Annotated in this window: 16 protein-coding genes and 10 pseudogenes; 5 read left to right on the forward strand and 21 right to left on the reverse strand. The window is 39.1% G+C overall.

Features of this window, described 5'->3' with window-relative positions:
- Positions 1-32: 32 nt before the first annotated feature.
- The 3 genes and pseudogenes from NYE62_RS13455 to NYE62_RS13465 all read right to left on the reverse strand — a co-directional run.
- Positions 33-228: pseudogene (locus NYE62_RS13455) on the reverse strand (DUF2634 domain-containing protein); the annotation flags it as partial.
- Between the two features lie 100 nt (positions 229-328).
- Positions 329-1,027 carry an amino acid racemase gene (locus NYE62_RS13460; RefSeq protein WP_020955347.1) on the reverse strand — a complete coding sequence of 233 codons (699 nt, stop codon included), beginning with the start codon at positions 1,025-1,027 and terminating at the stop codon, positions 329-331.
- A gap of 95 nt (positions 1,028-1,122) precedes the next feature.
- Positions 1,123-1,389, reverse strand: a pseudogene (locus tag NYE62_RS13465) (phage portal protein); the annotation flags it as partial.
- Between the two features lie 152 nt (positions 1,390-1,541).
- Between NYE62_RS13465 and NYE62_RS13470 the strand changes: the two are divergent.
- Positions 1,542-1,718 (forward strand): annotated as a pseudogene (locus tag NYE62_RS13470) (MerR family transcriptional regulator); the annotation flags it as partial.
- Positions 1,719-1,947: 229 nt separating this feature from the next.
- On the opposite strand, the pseudogene NYE62_RS13475 reads toward NYE62_RS13470, so the two are convergent.
- The 7 genes and pseudogenes from NYE62_RS13475 to NYE62_RS13505 all read right to left on the reverse strand — a co-directional run.
- A pseudogene (locus tag NYE62_RS13475) lies at positions 1,948-2,058 on the reverse strand (phage terminase small subunit-related protein); the annotation flags it as partial.
- Between the two features lie 138 nt (positions 2,059-2,196).
- A complete protein-coding gene (locus tag NYE62_RS13480) occupies positions 2,197-3,192 on the reverse strand; it encodes a tyrosine-type recombinase/integrase (protein ID WP_168985065.1) in 996 nt (331 codons plus the stop codon).
- A gap of 611 nt (positions 3,193-3,803) precedes the next feature.
- Positions 3,804-4,235, reverse strand: a pseudogene (locus NYE62_RS13485) (sigma-70 family RNA polymerase sigma factor).
- A gap of 138 nt (positions 4,236-4,373) precedes the next feature.
- Positions 4,374-5,027 (reverse strand): hypothetical protein, encoded by a 654-nt coding sequence (locus tag NYE62_RS13490; protein ID WP_342496994.1) that lies wholly within the window; start codon positions 5,025-5,027, stop codon positions 4,374-4,376.
- A gap of 29 nt (positions 5,028-5,056) precedes the next feature.
- Positions 5,057-5,285 (reverse strand): annotated as a pseudogene (locus NYE62_RS13495) (XtrA/YqaO family protein).
- 82 nt (positions 5,286-5,367) lie between these two features.
- Positions 5,368-5,523, reverse strand: a pseudogene (locus NYE62_RS13500) (RusA family crossover junction endodeoxyribonuclease); the annotation flags it as partial.
- Positions 5,496-6,029: pseudogene (locus NYE62_RS13505) on the reverse strand (recombinase RecT); the annotation flags it as partial. The pseudogenes NYE62_RS13505 and NYE62_RS13500, both read right to left, overlap by 28 nt.
- Before the next feature lie 112 nt (positions 6,030-6,141).
- Between NYE62_RS13505 and NYE62_RS13510 the strand changes: the two are divergent.
- From NYE62_RS13510 to NYE62_RS13520, 3 genes are all read left to right on the forward strand, one after another.
- Entirely contained in the window at positions 6,142-6,984 is an 843-nt protein-coding gene (locus NYE62_RS13510) for a sialate O-acetylesterase (protein WP_144663963.1), read from the forward strand.
- Complete coding sequence (locus NYE62_RS13515; RefSeq protein ID WP_144663962.1) at positions 6,981-7,508, forward strand: PadR family transcriptional regulator; 528 nt, start codon at positions 6,981-6,983, stop codon at positions 7,506-7,508. The genes NYE62_RS13510 and NYE62_RS13515 overlap by 4 nt, the downstream gene beginning before the upstream one ends.
- A 654-nt stretch (positions 7,509-8,162) precedes the next feature.
- Entirely contained in the window at positions 8,163-9,035 is an 873-nt protein-coding gene (locus NYE62_RS13520) for an AraC family transcriptional regulator (protein ID WP_144663961.1), read from the forward strand.
- A 211-nt stretch (positions 9,036-9,246) separates the two neighbouring features.
- Here NYE62_RS13520 and NYE62_RS13525 read toward each other — a convergent pair.
- The 9 genes and pseudogenes from NYE62_RS13525 to NYE62_RS13565 form a co-directional block, all read right to left on the reverse strand.
- Positions 9,247-9,875, reverse strand: a pseudogene (locus tag NYE62_RS13525) (isocitrate/isopropylmalate family dehydrogenase); the annotation flags it as partial.
- Between the two features lie 259 nt (positions 9,876-10,134).
- Positions 10,135-10,671 carry an AAA family ATPase gene (locus NYE62_RS13530; RefSeq protein WP_032866675.1) on the reverse strand — a complete coding sequence of 179 codons (537 nt, stop codon included), beginning with the start codon at positions 10,669-10,671 and terminating at the stop codon, positions 10,135-10,137.
- A 163-nt stretch (positions 10,672-10,834) separates the two neighbouring features.
- Positions 10,835-11,053 carry a hypothetical protein gene (locus NYE62_RS13535; protein ID WP_144663960.1) on the reverse strand — a complete coding sequence of 73 codons (219 nt, stop codon included), beginning with the start codon at positions 11,051-11,053 and terminating at the stop codon, positions 10,835-10,837.
- A 98-nt stretch (positions 11,054-11,151) separates the two neighbouring features.
- A pseudogene (locus tag NYE62_RS13540) lies at positions 11,152-11,787 on the reverse strand (MFS transporter); the annotation flags it as partial.
- A gap of 129 nt (positions 11,788-11,916) precedes the next feature.
- A complete protein-coding gene (satA, locus tag NYE62_RS13545; protein ID WP_032870506.1) occupies positions 11,917-12,438 on the reverse strand; it encodes a streptothricin N-acetyltransferase SatA in 522 nt (173 codons plus the stop codon).
- A gap of 161 nt (positions 12,439-12,599) precedes the next feature.
- Entirely contained in the window at positions 12,600-13,100 is a 501-nt protein-coding gene (locus NYE62_RS13550; RefSeq protein WP_012118046.1) for a DinB family protein, read from the reverse strand.
- A 217-nt stretch (positions 13,101-13,317) separates the two neighbouring features.
- A complete protein-coding gene (locus tag NYE62_RS13555; RefSeq protein ID WP_342496995.1) occupies positions 13,318-13,596 on the reverse strand; it encodes a DUF2651 family protein in 279 nt (92 codons plus the stop codon).
- Between the two features lie 230 nt (positions 13,597-13,826).
- Positions 13,827-14,630, reverse strand: a complete 804-nt coding sequence (locus NYE62_RS13560; protein ID WP_342496996.1) for an HAD-IIB family hydrolase — start codon at positions 14,628-14,630, stop codon at positions 13,827-13,829.
- A 32-nt stretch (positions 14,631-14,662) separates the two neighbouring features.
- On the reverse strand, positions 14,663-15,475 hold the full coding sequence (locus NYE62_RS13565; protein ID WP_144663958.1) for a Cof-type HAD-IIB family hydrolase: 813 nt from the start codon (positions 15,473-15,475) through the stop codon (positions 14,663-14,665).
- Between the two features lie 236 nt (positions 15,476-15,711).
- Between NYE62_RS13565 and NYE62_RS13570 the strand changes: the two genes are divergently transcribed.
- Positions 15,712-16,437 carry a MurR/RpiR family transcriptional regulator gene (locus NYE62_RS13570; protein WP_144663957.1) on the forward strand — a complete coding sequence of 242 codons (726 nt, stop codon included), beginning with the start codon at positions 15,712-15,714 and terminating at the stop codon, positions 16,435-16,437.
- Positions 16,438-16,531: 94 nt separating this feature from the next.
- Here NYE62_RS13570 and manA read toward each other — a convergent pair whose 3' ends face one another.
- Together manA and NYE62_RS13580 are read right to left on the reverse strand one after the other, a co-directional pair.
- On the reverse strand, positions 16,532-17,479 hold the full coding sequence (gene manA / locus NYE62_RS13575) for a mannose-6-phosphate isomerase, class I (RefSeq protein WP_342496997.1): 948 nt from the start codon (positions 17,477-17,479) through the stop codon (positions 16,532-16,534).
- 14 nt (positions 17,480-17,493) lie between these two features.
- Positions 17,494-19,452, reverse strand: a complete 1,959-nt coding sequence (locus NYE62_RS13580; RefSeq protein WP_342496998.1) for a fructose-specific PTS transporter subunit EIIC — start codon at positions 19,450-19,452, stop codon at positions 17,494-17,496.
- Between the last annotated feature and the right edge of the window lie 75 nt (positions 19,453-19,527).

Genomic DNA, 19,527 nt, shown 5'->3' on the forward strand with positions numbered 1-19,527 from the left:
ACATCCCGGCTTTTCCTATTTTATCTTTTTCAATCATGACTATAAACAGAATATGCGTAGCGCTCAGTATGAAGGGATAAATATACAAACTGTTTAATCGCGTCAAGGCCTGTGATGAATTCATTTGTCATACGGCCATTTTCAAAATCAATTTTGTAGGTTTGGAGGGCTCTATAACTTCGCTGTCATCTTCAATATCATCAATTCAATTTCTGAGGAAAGGGGCATGATAAGATCACTCCTATAACGTTCCTCCATTTATTGATTGAATGAACCATAATAAAAACCGCTCCTAAAGAGCGGTTTTAAAATATAAGAAATAATCATTCTAAGAAGAAATCGAAAGGGATTTATTTACTGCTTTTTGAGCATGGATTAAAGTCGTATCAAATAATGGCACCTCTGAATCCTCTACCTTTACTAATAGTCCAATTTCAGTGCATCCAAGAATGATTCCTTCTGCTCCTCTATCCACCAAATTATTTATGATCTTCTTATAAATGTTTTTGGAAGACTGTTTAATTTCACCCAGACACAGTTCTTGATAAATAATATTATTTATCAATTCTCTTTCATCATCATCAGGAACAATGACATTAATATCATGAGACGCAATACGTGATTTATAAAAATCTTGTTCCATCGTATATTTAGTACCTAGCAATCCTACTGAGCGAATGTCTTGTCTAATAATTTGTTCTGCAGTTGCATCGGCAATATGCAAAATAGGTATAGTGATCATTTCTTGGATATATCCAAGAACTTTATGCATAGTATTTGTACATATTACAATAAAATCTGCACCTGCTTTTTCTAATGATCTTGCAACTTGACCTAAAGCTTCACCTGCTTTATCCCAAGCTCCTATGGATTGATAATGTTCAATTTCCTTAAAATCAACACTGTATAAAAGGCATTTTGCCGAGTGAAGCCCTCCTAACTTCTTTTTTATTTCTTCATTGATAATTCGATAATACTCAGCTGAAGATTCCCAACTCATTCCGCCAATAAGACCAATAGTTTTCATAACCCACCTCGGATGAAATTTTCAAAATATTATAGTTATTCTATAGCATAGATTAGGTCTTTACAATTATTTATTTTTTCAGGATTATTATCATAAATTTTATCGAGAATAAAAAATGATTGCCCGCCCTTTAAGGAGACAACCATCAAATTCCCACCCATTTTCAGTCCTTCATCTTCTCCAGAGCGCCACCGTTTAGGAATAATAATCAAATCAGCAGGTATTATTAATTTGTCATTTCCATTATGCCTTATTTCAATAGATGAAACGGAAATCACTTCAGCCGGCATAATATCCACCGGTGACTCAGAATCAATAAAGTCAGAATATAGAAAAAGAGATGTGACAGTTATGAAAATCATTTTTCTCATTCGTTACTGCATTTTGGTATCAAATGATTTGACTTATAAGTCCTTAACTTGGTCCTCTCTCAAACGATTCAACGCGGGACGCTCTAAAAAGCTCCTCAGAAAATCCTTCACAGGCATACCTCAGTCCCTGCTTTCTATATGCAGAAGATGCGCTCGCCCAGCTCGAAGAAGCCAAACAGCACATTGCCCATTTGGAACAAAAAACCGCCCTATATCAAGCCATTCTGGAGCACCGCTCTTTTGATACAGCCAATCCCGCCAACTGGGAAAAAATACAGCATATGCATAGTGACGTATTTTACTCGCCCACTGTCCGGTAGGTGTGAAAGATATTTATGAGCACATCAATGGCTCTTAAACTCCTAAATTGGAATCCATATTGAGTATGCTAAGTTTGATGACATATTATGAGCGATTAAATTTGTTTATACGGCTATAGGGCTGCAAGTCCTTAATTTTTTTCTTAAGGTTACTTTCTATTAATTAGAAATTGATAGAAGTCGCATCTGTATGCGACTTCTTGTTCGATGTTATTTTCAAGTGTGTCAGTTGTTTCCACGATTTAATGGTGTTCACTGACACTCCGTACTTCTCGGCAAGGTCCTTGCATTTCATACCTTTAAGGTAGTCTTTATGCGCTTGAATGTTCTTTTCTGCCATCTACATCCACCGCTGCCTCCTTTGAATTGAGTTGTTTTGGAAGCTAATTTCTAAAACAACTCAATTCATTACGTTGACTAAATTGCATATTCTGAGTATTAAAAAGTACAAAAAAAGATACCCTTTGAGGTATCTAGTTTATAAAGTACTAAAAGAAGCCATTGACATAAAAATAGAGTTTAAGTGTCTATTGTCCTTATTTAGATCAACAACTTCTTCGAGGCACTGCTCATAAAATTTAGTTCCAATTCCGGTTAACTTCCTTATTACGTGTTCATTCATTTCATGTTTCAACATATTTACCACGGAGTATTTTATTAGACCATTTAAATCACTTCTATCTATACTATTCTTTAAGAAGTTAGCCGTATCAGCTGTAATCTTTTTTAATTGCTCTCCCTCAAATTCAATAAGTAAAAAATCGTTATCTTTTTTAAAAGTAAGTTCATTTGCTAATTTTAAATATTTTTCAAATTGATCTCTGAAATTATTAGGTAAAGGCACAGAATAATCATTTATCTTTAAATTGTTATATTTAAGGTCTAGATTATTTTTTTTCAAGTTGCAAATTATTTCATAGCGTACCCCAGTTAATATTATCAATTTAATGATTATTGCTGATCTAAATTTATTAAAATATCTTTTCTCTTCAAAGGCATTTATATATATATCATCTGAATTTAATGTTTCATCACATTGCTTAATGAGATCATTAACCTCTTCTTCAAGTAATGTATTAAAACCGCTACTGTCTTTTAATATAGAGTTGTTTGAGATAAATTCATTCATTTTATATCTATATGATGAATGATTGCTAGCTGATAAATTTAACTCTCTTTCAAAGTCGAGGTTCTTGATACAATGTTCAGATTGGAGATACATAAAAAATTTTTTTATAACAACACTATACATATAAGCAGTTTCTTTTTTTAAAATTTTTTTCTTGCTCTGTGATCGATTTTCAATATTGAATTTTAAAGAATCAATTATCCTTTCTGTTCTAACACCTTGGAGAAAATCTATAATTGTATCATCAGTGACCTTTAAATGTCTCAGATAATCTTTAAAAGCCTTCAAATGAGTGAAATATGTATAAGGTACACTTTCAAGAAAAGACTCAAATATTTGTTCCATTTTACTCATCTCCCATCTTATTATCGACGAAAAACAATAATAATGGAACCATTTGCAAAATTTGTCGACAAAAAAGCACCCTACAGGATGCTTTATTTTCTGCTCTTGATGTAATCTTCCTTACTGATACCTAAAAGCTCCGCAGAATGCTCATCAGCTGAATGTTCTAAATGGTGCATTTGGTATTTAACGAATTCTTCTGTAAATACCTTTTTGCCGATGAGAATATCAATAAGAGCTTCTATTGTACATTGACGGTTTACCGATCCGCATGCTAACTATTCTAACAAATGTTGTTGATTAACATTAATTGTTCTTGTCATGCTTTCACCTCCTACCTTAATATCGGCAAGAGATTATGACAAAGAACATTGTGCAGAATTTGTCGAACGATTATGCATTACACAGATCCTTTTTTATATTAAAATTATTTCAAGCTTTAGTAAGCTAGGTGGGCGCGGCTCTCACGGTTAATCCGACCAAGTCGAAATCCTTACTCGCCTAGAGGGGGGTGTGGTTATGGAAATCCACATCAAAATTTCCCGAGAGTTTGCAGTCGCTATTTTGATTGCAATCGCTCATGCCTTTCTCCGTTAGGAGAAAGGTTATTTCTAACGCGAATGATTCGCATTTGACGCTACAGGTTTTTTCAGATTCAACAAACGCTCAAAGTAGCAACCTGGGTATAAATGGATGATGAACTCATCTTTCATTTTGCGTACAGTTTCCCTTGAAATGCCAAGGTGAAGGCCAATAGCACGGTAACTCACCCCCTCCCTCATGCAATCATAAATAACTTTGTGTTGCTCTCCTTTGGTTTTTCCGGCGCCTAACTCAACTGCATATACTCGTTCCTCATAGTATTTAAGACGTTTGAAAAGACGCTCTTCTCTCATATCCATTTGTCGCAACTCAGCCTGACTCTTCCCAAGACTTCCTTTTGGCATAGCTGCTTCTAATCCATATTGAGCAACACCCTAATTTTTCATAGGAATTGTTGAACCATAAAGTACCCTTTGCAATCGATGAACATCTTTCACCATCCAGTGATAGCTATTGATTAGATTTTAAATGCCTTTTCGATTCATGAATAGGTCCTCCTTTTCCAAATAAAAACGACACTAAACAAACAGCGTAAATAATACTATAAGTTCAGTGTCCACAGGCTCTCCGTCTTGGGCTTAATCTTTTAAATTTAATAATAAATCATTCAAATCGCAAATAAATTTGTAAACAACTTCGTGAAATTCTTTGCAAAATTCCCTATTTAGTATATGTATTCTGTCACGGTCATCAATTTCAATATAATTGTTTTTTCCAATAATTTGAATTAATTCTTTTTGCTTTGTTTCATCTGGTATCATTGTTATTATTCCTGAATTGTGAATATAACAATTTCTAATCTTAGAATAATCAACTATTTTATTCCAAACATTGTTCGAGAATATTTCTGACTCATTAAATTTCTCATTACTTTTATATCTTAATTTAAAATAACTTTTGGCTTTAAAAATCCCTCTATCATACTTAACTTTGTCTAAAATTGCTTTATCTAAACATCTGCTTATAAGGTGGTACTCTAAAAAGCTATATATACTCGTGAATACACTACTTCTCACAATTGAAGGATATGTGCTATTGAAGTCATGATATTCATCAATATAATAATCCCAATAATCTTCTTCAATTTCTGGGCTCAATTCTTTTGCTTCATTTTCATACCGCATTTTTGATTTTTCAAATCTGTCTTCAACATCATCCAAATATTTAATAAACTCATTTAAAGGTGACAAAACCCTTAAATAGAAAGCAACACCTGATTCCTTTAAAAACATACTATCCTCCAGCGTTTTTGTTTATTTTACTACAAAACCACTTTAAAGTGCCTTTTTAATAAACTATCATGCATTTTAAACCCTATCTCATGATCAACCCGCGCAAAGCTACCCTTTACAGTTTGAATCACTGTTTCACGGAGCATCTAAAACATGGGCAGTTCCTTGATTCTCATCTAAAACAATGATCTGAACTTTTCTGGGTCAATTTTCTGCTGAATAGTGAAGTCTTTTTTGAATTTCTCTTGGATTGTACACTCAAAGCGCCCCCCTGTGTTATGATAGAAGGACCAGTTCATATCAAGAACACTGAGGCTAAGCGTTTCGGTGTTTTTTATTTTTAGGCAGAAATCTCTTTTATCTTGATCTCCACTCTCAGCTCTGCGCTATAAAACTTGCTTACTTTCAGATCCACAACCTGACTATCATCTTTGTATATCAGATGATTCAAGGCACCTTTTACACCCTTTACATAGTTTTCAATATCAGGCTTCGTTTTTCCGGTTCGTCTTTGTTAGAAGGCTCGGAATCGATAATTTCTGAACTGTCTGCTTCATTAATAACTGCTTTTTAGAAAGAATCCCCACTTGCTCAAAACTGCTTTTCATACAGGCTTAAGAGCCATCGCATCCCAGTCATTTTTCCATCCAACATCAGACTTACTGAATTTCTTTTTGTGCTTTTCTACTTGTGCCTTTGTCCAGTACACAGTTTTTCGGAAGCCATTTATCAATTCAAAATAAGCTGCATAACCAATTACCGCATCTGATTCTCGTTTTTCAAAATCAATCTCGATCTCCTCAGTCAGCGGATTCCACTTCTGCAATTCGCTTTCATGAATCGGTATGAAATTGATGGACTTATATTGGCCTGTTCGCAAGGCAAGCTGTATGTACCCTTTGTAGCCAAGCTGGAATTGAGCCTTTCCTTATAAGGAACTATCCAGGCATACCCTAAGTTTTTATGTATAGGCAGGTCGAGTGTAGCTGCCACAGGAGCGCTTTTCATACATACTAATAATAAAAATAAAACCTAGTTGAAACTTTACAAGACAAGCTGAATTGACTATAGTCTAATTAGACTAAAATATTGATGTAAAGAAGTGAAAAATTAGATGATAAAGTCTTTTTTAATGTTGGGGCAGTCGAATATGGCGGGCCGTGGATTTTTGAATGAAGTAGACCCTATCTATAATGAAAAAATAAAAATGCTGCGCAATGGACAATGGCAGATGATGACAGAGCCGATTAATTACGATCGTCCGGTTTCCGGCGTTGGCCTGGCGGCATCTTTTGCAGATGCATGGTCGAAAGCTCATCCCGATGAAGAAATTGGCTTGATCCCTTGTGCGGAAGGCGGCAGTTCATTGAATGACTGGCATTCGGAAGGCATCCTTTTTCAGCATGCTTTGTCCGAAGCCCGCTTCGCCCTCCGATCCAGTCAAATTTGCGGAATCCTTTGGCATCAAGGTGAGAGTGACAGTTATCGTTCGCTGCATGAAACTTATTACGAGAAATTAACTCTTATCATCGGGACGCTAAGAAACGAGTTGGAATTAGATGAGGTACCGTTGATTATTGGAGGGCTTGGTGACTTTCTTGGGAAGACTGGTTTTGGACAGCACGCGACTGAATTTCGACAGGTTAATGAACAATTGCTGCGTTTTGCTGATCAACAACAGAATTGTTATTTTGTTACTGCAGCAGGTTTGACTGCGAATCCTGATGGCATTCATTTAGACGCAGCTTCACAACGCAAATTCGGTTACCGCTATTTCGAGGCTTTTTCGAAAAAGTACCATATCCTGAAACCCATTTCGGGAGAGGAGCAATCACTGAAAGTGAATGGTGACTATTCTAAAACAGAACAGATTTACCTTCATAGTATGGATTTGGCTTCGGGTAAAATCACGTACGCGGAATTTGAAGCGCGGATGGCGAAGGTGATGAAACCATGATTCCCTTACTTATCCTTGGCTTGCTCATCCAAAACCCCGGAGCTCACGGCTATGAACTTCTGGCCTTAATGGAAAAACGTCATTACAAGTACATCGTTAACTTCACGAAAGGTTCATTTTATTACAATCTGCAGCAACTTGAAGAAAAGTGTTTGATTGAACAGATTCAGCAGAAACCCTCAACCGGCGGGCGTGAAATCCGTAACTTTAAAGTCACAGATTCGGGAAGGGCAGAATTCGAAAAATTAATGATCAAATACGGCACCAAATCGGAATATGTGAACCTGCAATTTTATGGGGCGTTACTCTTTGCTGATGAATTCGACAAAAATAAATTACTGGATCTGATCCAATCACAAATCGATCAGACTAAAACTCGAATCGAGCTCCTTGACGAATACCTGTCCATCACTCAAGAAATTCCCGGCACAATCGATTACTTTCGCCGTATGAATGAAAATTCCCGTTCACATCACTTGGTTAATTTAGAGTGGTTCGAAAAATTGAAAGCAGAAATAAAGTGAACTATTGCATAATAAAAAATGCAATGTTGCATATATAAGAATATTAGTTACCTACATATAAAACCTGTGTCGCAGATATCTAGTAACACCATTGATACAGATTTTATACTCCTTCTTTAATTAAACCAGTAATAGGGTTGTCAACACTTGCCCCAAACAAGAGCAAGTGAATCTGCTGCGTGTTCTTCTTTTTCAATCCGTATGAATAACCGCTTTTTACACCTATTCAGTATTCAAGTAAGTCAACTGATTTTTCTCCTTCTTCCGCTAAACTGTTGCTTTCGTCGAATAAGAAAAAGTGATCTCCCTTAAGGAAGAATCACTTCCTCTAATTGAACAAGCAGTGAAGGTGAACACCGTTCTCGACATAACTAAAATTTTTTATCTACCTCTGCGTAAGCAACTTTCAATTGATTGATAGTAAACCCCTCCAACAAGAAAACTCCGGATTTTTCTATTTTTTCAATATAAAACAATGATAACTTTCTTTCATCTTATGCAACCCAAAGCAGTTATGAGGTGTTTTCTTTATCTGTACAAATACAGGTGAATCACTTAATTTATTACATATAAGTTATCCTGCAAAACTGTGCACGAAATGTCGGGTAGATACATTTCGCTCCTGTTATTCTTTTGTGAAAGGAGGTCAAATAAATGGATTCGCTTAAAAGGATGAACAGCGCATTAACGTATATTGAAGAAAACCTCACGAACGATATTGATTTCAAAGAAGCAGCAAGGCTTGCTTTCTGCTCTGAATATCATTTTAAAAGGATGTTTTCCTTCCTTACAGGTATTTCATTATCGGAATATATTCGTCGACGACGTCTTACTCTTGCAGCTTTTGAACTTAAAGACAGCAGCGTAAAGGTGATTGATCTTGCAATAAAATACGGTTATCACTCACCAGATTCTTTTGCACGAGCATTTCAAAATCTGCATGGCATAAGACCATCAGAAGCTAAACATAATGGCCATTCACTTAAAGCTTATCCGCGAATGACCTTCCAGTTATCAATCAAAGGAGGAAATGAAATGAACTATCGCATTGAAGAAAAAGAGGCATTTCGCATCGTCGGCATTAAAAAAAGAGTCCCTATTTTGTTCAAAGGCGTGAATCCTGACATTGCATCGATGTGGGAAAGTTTAGATGAAGCAGCAATCAAACAACTAAAAGAGCTTTCTAATGCAGCGCCTGTAGGACTCATTAGTGCATCCACGAACTTTTCTGACGGCCGGACAGAGGAAAACGGAGAGCTTGATCACTATATTGGCGCAGCCACAACGAAACATTGCCCAAATCATCTATCACAGCTTGAAGTCCCTGCCTCAACGTGGGCTGTATTCGAAGCAGCCGGATCATTTCCGGATGCACTGCAGGAAGTATGGGGGCGGATTTATTCCGAATGGTTTCCATCGTCACATTATGAACAAATTGAAGGCCCAGAAATCCTGTGGAATGAGCATAAAGATGTAACATCGCCATCTTTTAAAAGTGAAATTTGGATACCCATTTCAAAAAAGTAATATATCTTACAATGAAATTAGAGGAATTGAAGGTTTTAAGGAAGGGGTCTCATCCCTTCCTCTTTAAGTTACTAACCCGATCTGCAGCATTATTGATGCCACTAATCTACGAATTGAGTTTTTTAATGAGCAGAGCCGTTCTTACTGAAAATCTAAATTGAGGTGTCCTATTGCGTTTTGATGATCTGCTTCTCACCTCTTATTTTCCGCCTTAACGTCCGATCCTTTCTGCAATTGCTTCTGCAAAGTCGGACGTTGATGATTGACCGCCAAGATCTCCCATTTTGATTCCTGCCTTCACGGTTTCCCGAAGTGAGTTTTCTATTAATTCCGCTGCTTCTTTCAGCTTTTTATCACGATACTGTGTACTGAGCCATTCAAACAACATAGCAGTTGAAAGTATAATACCGATAGGATTCGCAATATTTTCACTGCAATGTCAGGTGCCGAACCGTGAGCAGCCTGGGCCTTGCCTGCTTTCCCATTTGTATTAATTGACAGTGCAAGCCCCAAGCTGCCGACGAACTAAATGTACCGTCATTGCATCGATATGATAATCATCCACTTCAGGGTATTGTTCGCCACTTCTCGGCACGTATTCAAAAAGAGTCCCGAGCCATGTAACCTTCTTACGGCGTTCCATCGCACTTTGAAAGGCTGCATGCGCAATACGTGTAATAGCCTTTTTAGTGAAAACTCCAGTCAATACAGCCACTTCCGGGGTTACCTGCCATACATATTTCGGCCAGCGTAAAAGCCTTCCGTATTTTCACGGTAAATGACCAAATTAGCTTTCCCTGCAATACTTTTCATTCCAGGTATTGTCTTTGCCGGCGGCAATTGCTTTTCACTCAATGGTAACCAGCTTAAACGCTGGCTGGACAGGTTTCAGGGTGTATCTATTCATTGGAGTTCCGTTTCTTGCAACTTAACCAAAAACTTCCTCACGAAGAACAAATCACTTCTCTATTGTGGGATGCTGCCGAAAATAAATCACTTCACAACAGAGAAACTGAAAGCGGTATAAAAAAACAGCTCCGTTAAAATGGAGGGAACTGTCTTTGAATTTTGGATTTTGCAGTTATCCCCATCCGTTAGTTTAATTAGAATTCAGATAATCCAAGACACGATCAACTCTTTCATTGACTGAGTAATCTCCTTCAATTTTTAGCAATGGACAAGATAAATCTGCCATCCAATGTTCGTGTAAAGCTTTGCTTCTAACTTCCATTCCAGCATTATCATATAAAGAAGCCCACTCTAAAAATGTTTTTGATTGTTCATATTTACTGCCGCCGGCTAACACTTCGTTTCCATAACGCTGAAATTCCCTATGCCTTAATCTCTCAAGCCGTATATCTTGCGGAATCCATAAGAAGATGACAAGGTCAAAATAACTTTTTAGATCATCACCCCAGCCGCACACTGCGCCAGAAAGAATCCATTTCTCATTTATTGTCAAGTCTTTTTCAAGCAACTTTCTTCTTTCAGGAATTTCTCTTTTCTTAGTGAATTTGTCTGTCCAATAGTAATCATCAGTATCAAGATGTGTATGAGGCAAATGCTTTGATAATGCAACACCCAATGTTGAAGTTCCGACTCCGGAGGCTCCCAGTATGTGAATATTTTTTTTCATAGTTCCCTCTCCTTATAAAGCAACGAAACTCCCTGTCCGCTGCACAAGGTTCTTACAATTTTAACACAACTACCCAAAAACCTTTACTCTTTGCCAAGGGAATCCAGATGCGTGTTAAAACTTTACTGCTTACGAACTTCATGGTCATTTTCAAACAGAATGATTAACTTTCTCTCCGGCCTTTTTTAATATCCTCATACACTTTCTCAAAAGTCTCGATTGGCAGTGAAAACTTGGTTGTTTTCTCGTTACGATAATTGATCATGATCTCAATTTGATTATTTTTTTGTTCAAACTCAATAAGTGCATTCTCCCATTTATCTCTGATTGAAATGATACAATTTCCATTTTTCTTTTCCTTTTTCTTATAAATGTAATTCACTTTAACTCCCCTTTCATTGATCGACAAAAGGTTTCGGAATAAGGAAGCTCCTCAAAAAAAGGATCAAAACTTTTATCAAGTTTGATTCTTTTCCCTTTTTAGTCATTTCTTTGCGAACGTTTATAGACATTCATGGTTACCAGCCAGCTCAAAACAACGATTCCTGCAAAAAGAATGAGCATATTACTGTATAAGCGGAATGATCAGCGTTAACAGGCAGCAGCCTTTGATTCAGCAAGCGGATCGATAATAAACCGCCTGCAATCGAAATACCCGTCCCCTCACTGACAAAAAGCTCGTAAAATTAAGCAGACTCATTCCGGCGCCGGCTTCCTTTTGTTTCAAACTGCCAGACACAATTGTAGATATAACCGTTTTTGTGAAGGAGAGCCCCCCAAAAACAAAAACGATGATAACGGACATGAGCCATGGTGTCGCATCTATAAAAAAGGCAGCGATTAAAAAGCTGGAAAACATCAATGCAATCCCAATGGTCAGCACATATAAAGAACCTTTCCGATCAACAAGCCATCCTCCAATGTAACCGAAGATGATGACGCTCATCGTTCCGGGAAACATAATCCCGCTTCCAATTGCCGCAGTACTTAATGGTGAACATCTTTCATCATATAAGGAACCATAGACACAAATCCTGCAGCAGTGCCGAATATCAGGCCTCCGCAAAGGACGCCCATCATAAACAAGACATTTTTCCCCAGTGCAGGGTCAACAAAGGATTTTGCACTTCATCCATAACTCCCCCTGCATTGATTGATATACCTTATTATAAATCCTCAAGCCGATGTTTTGAATACTTTGCGACACACACCCGCTAAATGACGAAACATCAAATACTGTTATATTTAAAATTTACAGTACCAAAAAACCGCAATTTCATTTGCTGTTGAAAAATTGGAATAAAGCATTGTATCGACCGCTCCTATGACAAAGTTATTTTTGGCATAAAAATGACAAGCTGAAACATTAATATCTTGTGTTTCAAGCATAAGACCGCATAAATGATTCTCCTTTGCCCACTCAATCACTTTATGCAATAAAGCCGTCCCGACACCATTTTTTCTATAATCTTTTGCAACGGCAATGTCTTCAATCAGTGCGTATCCATTCCAATTAGAACGAAGCTTACTCCGGCCGACACAGTCGTTCTCTGCGTAATAAAAAAAGACAACTTTATCCTCTTCTTCAATATAACTGACATCAATGTCTTCATCGTCATATTTTTTGACATAAGGCTCAGCAAATTTCTCCTCTGTATATGTCCAAACATTGTCCTCAAATGAAGGGATGATTCTCCCTGAAACTACGAAAGGTTCGTTTGGTTTATTGAAGTCTTTCATATTGAATCGCGTCATTTTAGTTATCATCATAATCACCTTTCTGCATTTATTGACCTTAATTTACATCTATTGAACTGTTGATTCGTCTGCATGTCATGGATACCGGTTTAATCACTCTAAGACTAAAACAAAAAAGATACCAACATCGATTGGTATCATCTATTCATTCGAGCCCTTACAACAATATCCTATTTCGGAGCTTCCAAACCGAATTTAATCCATTCCTCTTTTGCCGGACCGTAAATACCCGGAACAGGTAAACCTGCTTGTCTCATAAGGACAGTCATTTGTCCTCGATGATGGTTTTGATGTTGAATTAAAAACATCAAAAGTGAACCATTTGGCAATTGCTGACCAATAAAGTTGACACATTCTTGAAGTGTATCGTCAGTCCATTGCGTTTTTAACGCCTGTACAAATGCATTACTGGCTTGATGATAACTCTCAGCAATAAACCGCGCCGATGCAGGAACAGGATAATCTTCGGCCGGAGCGTGAAACGTTAAATCTGTGTTTGAGGTAATGATGTGAATGGCAGCGACAGTATGCCATGCAATACGGCCTAAAGTCCAATGTTGTGAAGTGATTTCTTGTTTAAGTGATTCATCAGTCAGATGATTCAGCAGTTTCTGTGTCGCATCGGCTTCGAACTCCCAAGATTTCAAAAAATGGTCTAAGGTTTGAAACATAAAAATCCTCCTTATCCTTTTTTGTTTTTCTATGTATCTACAGTTCAATTATAGTGCTCCGCTTAGTTAAAAAAGAACAAAACGATAGACAGACATTTTTAACAGAAAGCCCGATCTGACAACAACAGACAAAATATAAGAACATAACGGATAACTCTATCTTTCTTTTTCTTCAATCGACAAAAAAAGGATAGCTGTTCAAACAGGATTCTTCTGTCTAATATTTTCTCTTTGCAAAAGTCCATATCGCCTTAGTGATTGAACCGGAGACAAAACAGCTCCCCGTCATCATAGCCACCCAAATGAAAAATGTCGGTTCGGCACCTATTACAATAAACATGAATATCAAGGACAAAATGAAGACAATAACAACCATCATCCATACTTTTTTAAAGATGAAATACCCTAATATCCCTAACAGAAAAGAAGCTGCCGGAAGAAAAATGAGAATGATATACGCGGGACTCAACAGCGGGCTAATACAAACACCTCCCAATTTATTTAAAAACGAGGAAGTTCCTACTTTTTGTCTGATATGAAGTGATTTTTTTCATCTTGATATTATGCCGTTTTATTCATTTTATACATATTATACCAATACAATCGAGTCAAATATAGATATTTATTCATTTTAACATATTTTAGGAAAATCAGGAGTGAATTAAAGTCTGAGGATAGCCCGCTTTTTCTTTCCCTAATAAGTCCTGCCGCATTGATTTTAGCCCATCATTGTTTTTGCAGCGCTAATATTCTCATAATCGTGTGCATGACGCTGCTTTCCTCATTTGATTTGATGACAAAGTGCGCCGCATCTTTTATTTCGTCAATGGCATTCTTAACCGCAAAGCTGTAGGATGCCGCTTCCATCAATTCTTTGTCATTGCGGCCGTCTCCGAACGCCATTGTTTCATCAGCCGAAACCCCTAATAATCGCTGCAGTACTTGTACTGTTGTTCCTTTATGTATTCCGATATTTGATATGTCCATCCAGGTATCCTCTGATGCTACGATATATAATTGGTGAAAAAATTCATGCAGCTTTTCTCTCGTTTCCGGACAGTTGGCGTCGGGGTCATGAACCGTAATCTTGATAAAATCGTCTTTTATCTCAGTAAAATCAGTTATTTTCGTTACATGTGCATAAGAGGCATTTACATATTTCATCTCACTTTCAGACAGATTTTCTTTTACGATCGCGCCATTTTTTGTGCATGCGATAATGCTATGCCCGCAGCTGATTTTTTCTAAAGCGCCTATAATTGACAGTCCCGCTTCATTGCTGATCAAAGATTCATATACGAATTTGCCGTTCTTTTTTATACGTGTGGCACTGTCTCCTAAAATCCAAAAATCTTTCGCGTCTTCTCCGAATAAAGCTTCCACCCTTTCACACTGCTTCCCGGTGCAGATGGCGAAAGCGACATGCTGTTCCTCCATTACTCGTTTTGTCTTTTCAAATAACGTTCTGTCAAAATCGCCTTGATTATTTAAAAATGTACCGTCTAAATCAGTAATCACTAATTTAATCATCGTTCAGCACCTCCGCAGTTAAAATGTCTTTTTCAGACAAAGGGTTTTTCACATTTGAGGATGGAATCAATCGCATTTAAGACCCCTTCTTCATTGTTTGATTGCGTGATATGCGCCGCAGCCTGTTTAATGCTTTCATGTGCATTATCCATGGCGACTCCATATTTCACGGCAGACACCATCTCCAAATCATTGCCGCTGTCTCCGAAGGCCGCACACTCTTCATCGCCCATCCCCCATTGTTTCTGGAGAAGCTTAATCCCGCTTGCTTTATGAAGCCCCGGTATGATCAGATCTATGTCACCGTGCCCGCTTGATACAGGCGTGACGAAAGACCCGATGGCGTTTTTTAAACGGCTCAGAAGTGCGGAACAATGTTCAGCGGGAAAGCTGATGGAAAATTTCAAAATGTCATCATCGATGTTTTCAAAATGCGGCACCCTTTTTAACACATAATAATACTTACTGGAATGCAGATATTCATCTTCACCGGCATTTTCATGAATATACGCGCTTTTTTTTCCGCAGGCAATGACGTTTTTCACCTCATACTGCTTTAAAGCACGGATCACTGCTTTTATAGTGTCTTCAGACATCCTGCCCGCGAATAATTCTTCTCCGGCATTCACGACGAAAGCGCCATTCTCGGCAACGAAAGCGATTTCACTTTTGATTTCCGGAAAGAAGGATGTAAGCTGCGCATACTGGTTTCCGCTTGCTACGGCAAATTTAATTCCCCGCGATTTTAATTCACGATACTGATTCATAAAACGCTCTTTGTTATATGCCATTTCATCATTCAAAAACGTTCCGTCCATATCAACCGCTATCAGTTTGATACTCATATTGTCCTCCTTTTTTCGGCCGCTTTTGTCAGAGACCCTTGAAGAGATCATGCATAAAGCGTATGAACGAATTATATCCGCAGTTGTTTTGCGCCGTAAATCATTGGCTGACGTCTTGTTTTGAATGACACAAAAAGTGATTTGTCACATAAATATAACACTATGTTTCTTTTAAAAATGATATGTTACGATTAGATGTACATTCACCATTCTCATAAAAAGGAGAATCCCCCTGCATGTTCACACACGAAATGATTGCTTCATTTAACGAGCTTGAAACTTCTTTATACAACTACATCTCCCTAAACAGCGAGAAAGTCGTCTATATGCGAATCCGTGAATTGGCAAATGAAACCCATGTATCTACGGCTTCTATTTTACGTTTCTGCAAAAAAATAAACTGTGAAGGGTTTTCGGAGTTTAAGGTGAAGCTGAAAATGTATACGGAGGCAAATAAAAAAACGATTTTAAAGAGTCCCCATCATTCCGTTGCCGAGTTTTTTGAAAGAACAGTAAGCGGAGGGATGGAAGAAAAGCTGAAGGAAGCAGCAGCCCTTGCGGCCGATGCAGAAAGCGTTATTTTTATCGGAGTGGGAAGTTCAGGAATTCTCGCCGAATACGGAGCCAGATATTTTTCGTGCTTAGGGAAACTTTCAATGTATATTAAAGATCCTTACTTTCCGGCCCATTCCCATTTCCGTCATAACAGCATCACGATCGCATTATCGGTTTCAGGTGAAGGAGATTCTACGGTGACTCATCTGAATCAGCTGAAACAAGAAGGCAGCCGGGTCATCAGTATTACAAATCATAAACATTCAACCATTGCCAAAATGGCCGATGTGAATATTTCATATTACGTGACGGAAGAATGGGTTGAAAATGCGAATATCACCACCCAAATCCCCGCTATGTACATACTTGAATCAATGGCTCGGGAGATATACAAATTGAGAGAATAAATTCAGGAACGAACCACTGATACGCTGGAAATTTCGGTATTTTTGCAAAAGTGATGAGAAACCCTTCTCTGATGCCAGAGAAGGGTTTTGAAGATCACAGATGAGACACAATACAATTTGCATGGCCTGCCAGTTTATATTCTCCCAAACCGGAAGGCAGGAGAATATGATCTCCTTTTCTAAAGAGATATTCATGACCGCCTGCAATCATTATTCCGTCTCCTTCGATCACGCTGACAAGAAGGAAGGGATGATGCTGGAATAGATTTGCTTCACCTTTTACATCCCACTTTTCGACTGAAAAATAAGGACATTCTATTAAAACAGCTGCCAGCAGATCATCTGTTTGTTTATATTGAACGGTCGGCCGTTCACGGACAGATGGAATGTCTATCACTTCTATACTTTTTTCCAAATGGAGCTCGCGCATCCTGCCGTCCGCATCTTTTCTTCCGTAGTCATACAATCTGTAAGTCGTATCTGAATTTTGCTGCGTCTCTAAAATAAGTGTGCTCTTTCCAATCGCGTGAACAGTGCCGCTTGGGACAAAGAAGAAATCTCCCGGCTTTACCTTAACTCTGTTCAGGAGCCCGTCCCATTCTCCGCGCTCAATCATGGATATCAGTTCTTCTTTTGTTGTTGCGTTGTGGCCGAAAATGATCTCCGCATCTTTTCCACAATCAATGATATACCAGCATTCGGTTTTTCCAAGTTCCCCGTTTTCATGCATTTTGGCAAAGTCATCATTCGGATGCACCTGAACGGACAGGTCTTGGTCCGCATCCAAAATTTTTGTAAGAAGAGGAAAACGATCTCCTTCAAGGTTTCCGAATAAATCTCTGTGATGCTCCCACAATTTACCGAGCGTACATCCTTTATACATGCCGTTTCGAACTGTGCTCTGTCCATTTTGATGAGCGGCGAAGGCCCAGCACTCCCCTGTCCGCTCGGACGGAATATTATAGTGAAAATCACGCAGGGCGGCGCCTCCCCAAATCCTTTCTTTGAAAACCGGATTGAAAAATATCGGTTCAGTAGACATGATCATCCCCCGCTTTATTCGATTTCTTCCAGAAGCTCATACGCCTCTTCTTTTGTCCGAACGGAGAGCAGCCTTTCCCGATAGCTGTCATCCATCAGTTTTCGGGATAACATCTGCAATATTTTCAGATGCTGATTTCCGCCGCTTTCCTTCGGTACGGCAATCATAAAAATCAGTTTTGCATCAGAACCATCAAGGCTGTTCCAGTCAACACCCGAACGCCTTATTCCGAATGCGACACCCGGCGTTTTGACGGTTTCAGACTTTCCGTGCGGAATGGCGATATTCATACCTATCGCCGTGGTTCCCTGCTGTTCCCGGCTCAAAATGGCCTGCTTAAATCCGCTGTCAGACAGCAGCATACCTTTACGGGACATTTTCTCGATCATTTCATCGATAATGTCATCCCTCGTTTCGCCGGATAAATGCGGTTCAATCAAGTCCGTACTGATAATGTCAGTCAGTTTTTTGATTTCGGTCATCCCGGCTTTTCGGCTGTCAGCCTGAGATGGTTCCTTTCTTTCTTTTGCCGCTGCAGCTTCATTTGGTTCGGCAGACGGCAGCACCTCGCCGGGCGCGGGGGATTTCGCCATATCTTTCTTCAGTACATTAACCAACAGAGCGGTGACAAGAGAGCCTGCTGTTACAGCGATAAAAAACATCAGTACATGATCTACTGCTCCAAGTACAGCAACGATGGGGCCGCCGTGTGCCACTCTGTCCCCCACATGGCCGATCATCGCTATCACCGAGCCGGTCATAGAACCCGCCATAATACTCGGGATCACACGAAGGGGGTCTTGGGCCGCAAATGGAATGGCTCCTTCCGTGATACCGAAAAGGCCCATCGTAAATGATGCTTTTCCCATTTCTCTTTCTGCGGCGGCGAATTTTCTTTTTCCTAAAAACGTTGCAATCCCAAGCCCTATCGGCGGTATACAAATGGAAACGGCAATCGGGCCCATAATTTCATAATTTCCTTCTCCGATCATTGCCGATCCGAAAAGAAAGGCCACCTTGTTTACGGGTCCTCCCATATCAAAGGAGATCATCGCTCCTAAAATCAATGCCAGGAGAATTGAGCTCGAACCTTTCATTCCCGCAAGCCAAACCGTTAATGATGCGAAAATATGAGCGACGGGGGCGCCGATCAGAAAGACAAACGCCAAACCGACGATCAGTGAGGCAAACACCGGAATAATAATAATCGGCATAATCGGCTGAATTGCTTTAGGAACTTTACATTTTTTGATTCCAAGCGCCGCATATCCCGCCAAAAATCCCGCAATGATTCCTCCAAGAAATCCTGCGCCGCTTGCACTGTCGTAAAAGCTGCCGGCTGCCGCAATATATCCGCCGATCATTCCGGGGACAAGACCCGGCTTATCAGCGATGCTGAACGCGATGTACCCGGCTAAAATCGGGATCATGAATGAAAAAGAAGCACTGCCGATCTGTTCAATCGTTTTCCAAAAAGACTCGTCCGGAATGACTAACCCCTTTGGTGTTTTTTCTCCTCCAAGCGTCAATGCAACCGCTATTAATAATCCGCCGACGACAATGAAAGGAACCATAAAAGAAACGCCGTTCATTAAATGACGGTAAATCGGGTTTTGTTTTTTGCCCTGCTGACTTGCGGATTCAGCTTTTGAAGCAGATTGATAGACCGGCACTTCACCGCTAAGCGCTTTTTGAATTAATTCTTCCGGTTTGCGGATGCCTTCCTGAACCCCGACAGCCAGCAGCTTTTTTCCCGCGAATCGGTCTTTGTTCACCGAGCGGTCCGCCGCGATAATGATTGCGTCTGCTTCCCGGATTTCCTCTTCGGTCAGCCTATTTTCCACCCCGATTCCGCCCTGGGTTTCCACTTTGATCTCAACGCCTAATCTGCCGGCTGCTTTTTGTAAATTTTCAGCAGCCATATACGTATGGGCAATGCCGTTCGGACATGATGTAATCGCTAACAGTTTCATATAAATCCTCCTTTGCAGTCTGAATTTCAAGATCTTGTCTCAACTTTATACTGAAATCAGCCTGTGATAAGCGCG

The sequence above is a fragment of the Bacillus sp. FSL K6-2861 genome, assembly GCF_038630725.1.
Classification (GTDB): domain Bacteria; phylum Bacillota; class Bacilli; order Bacillales; family Bacillaceae; genus Bacillus; species Bacillus velezensis.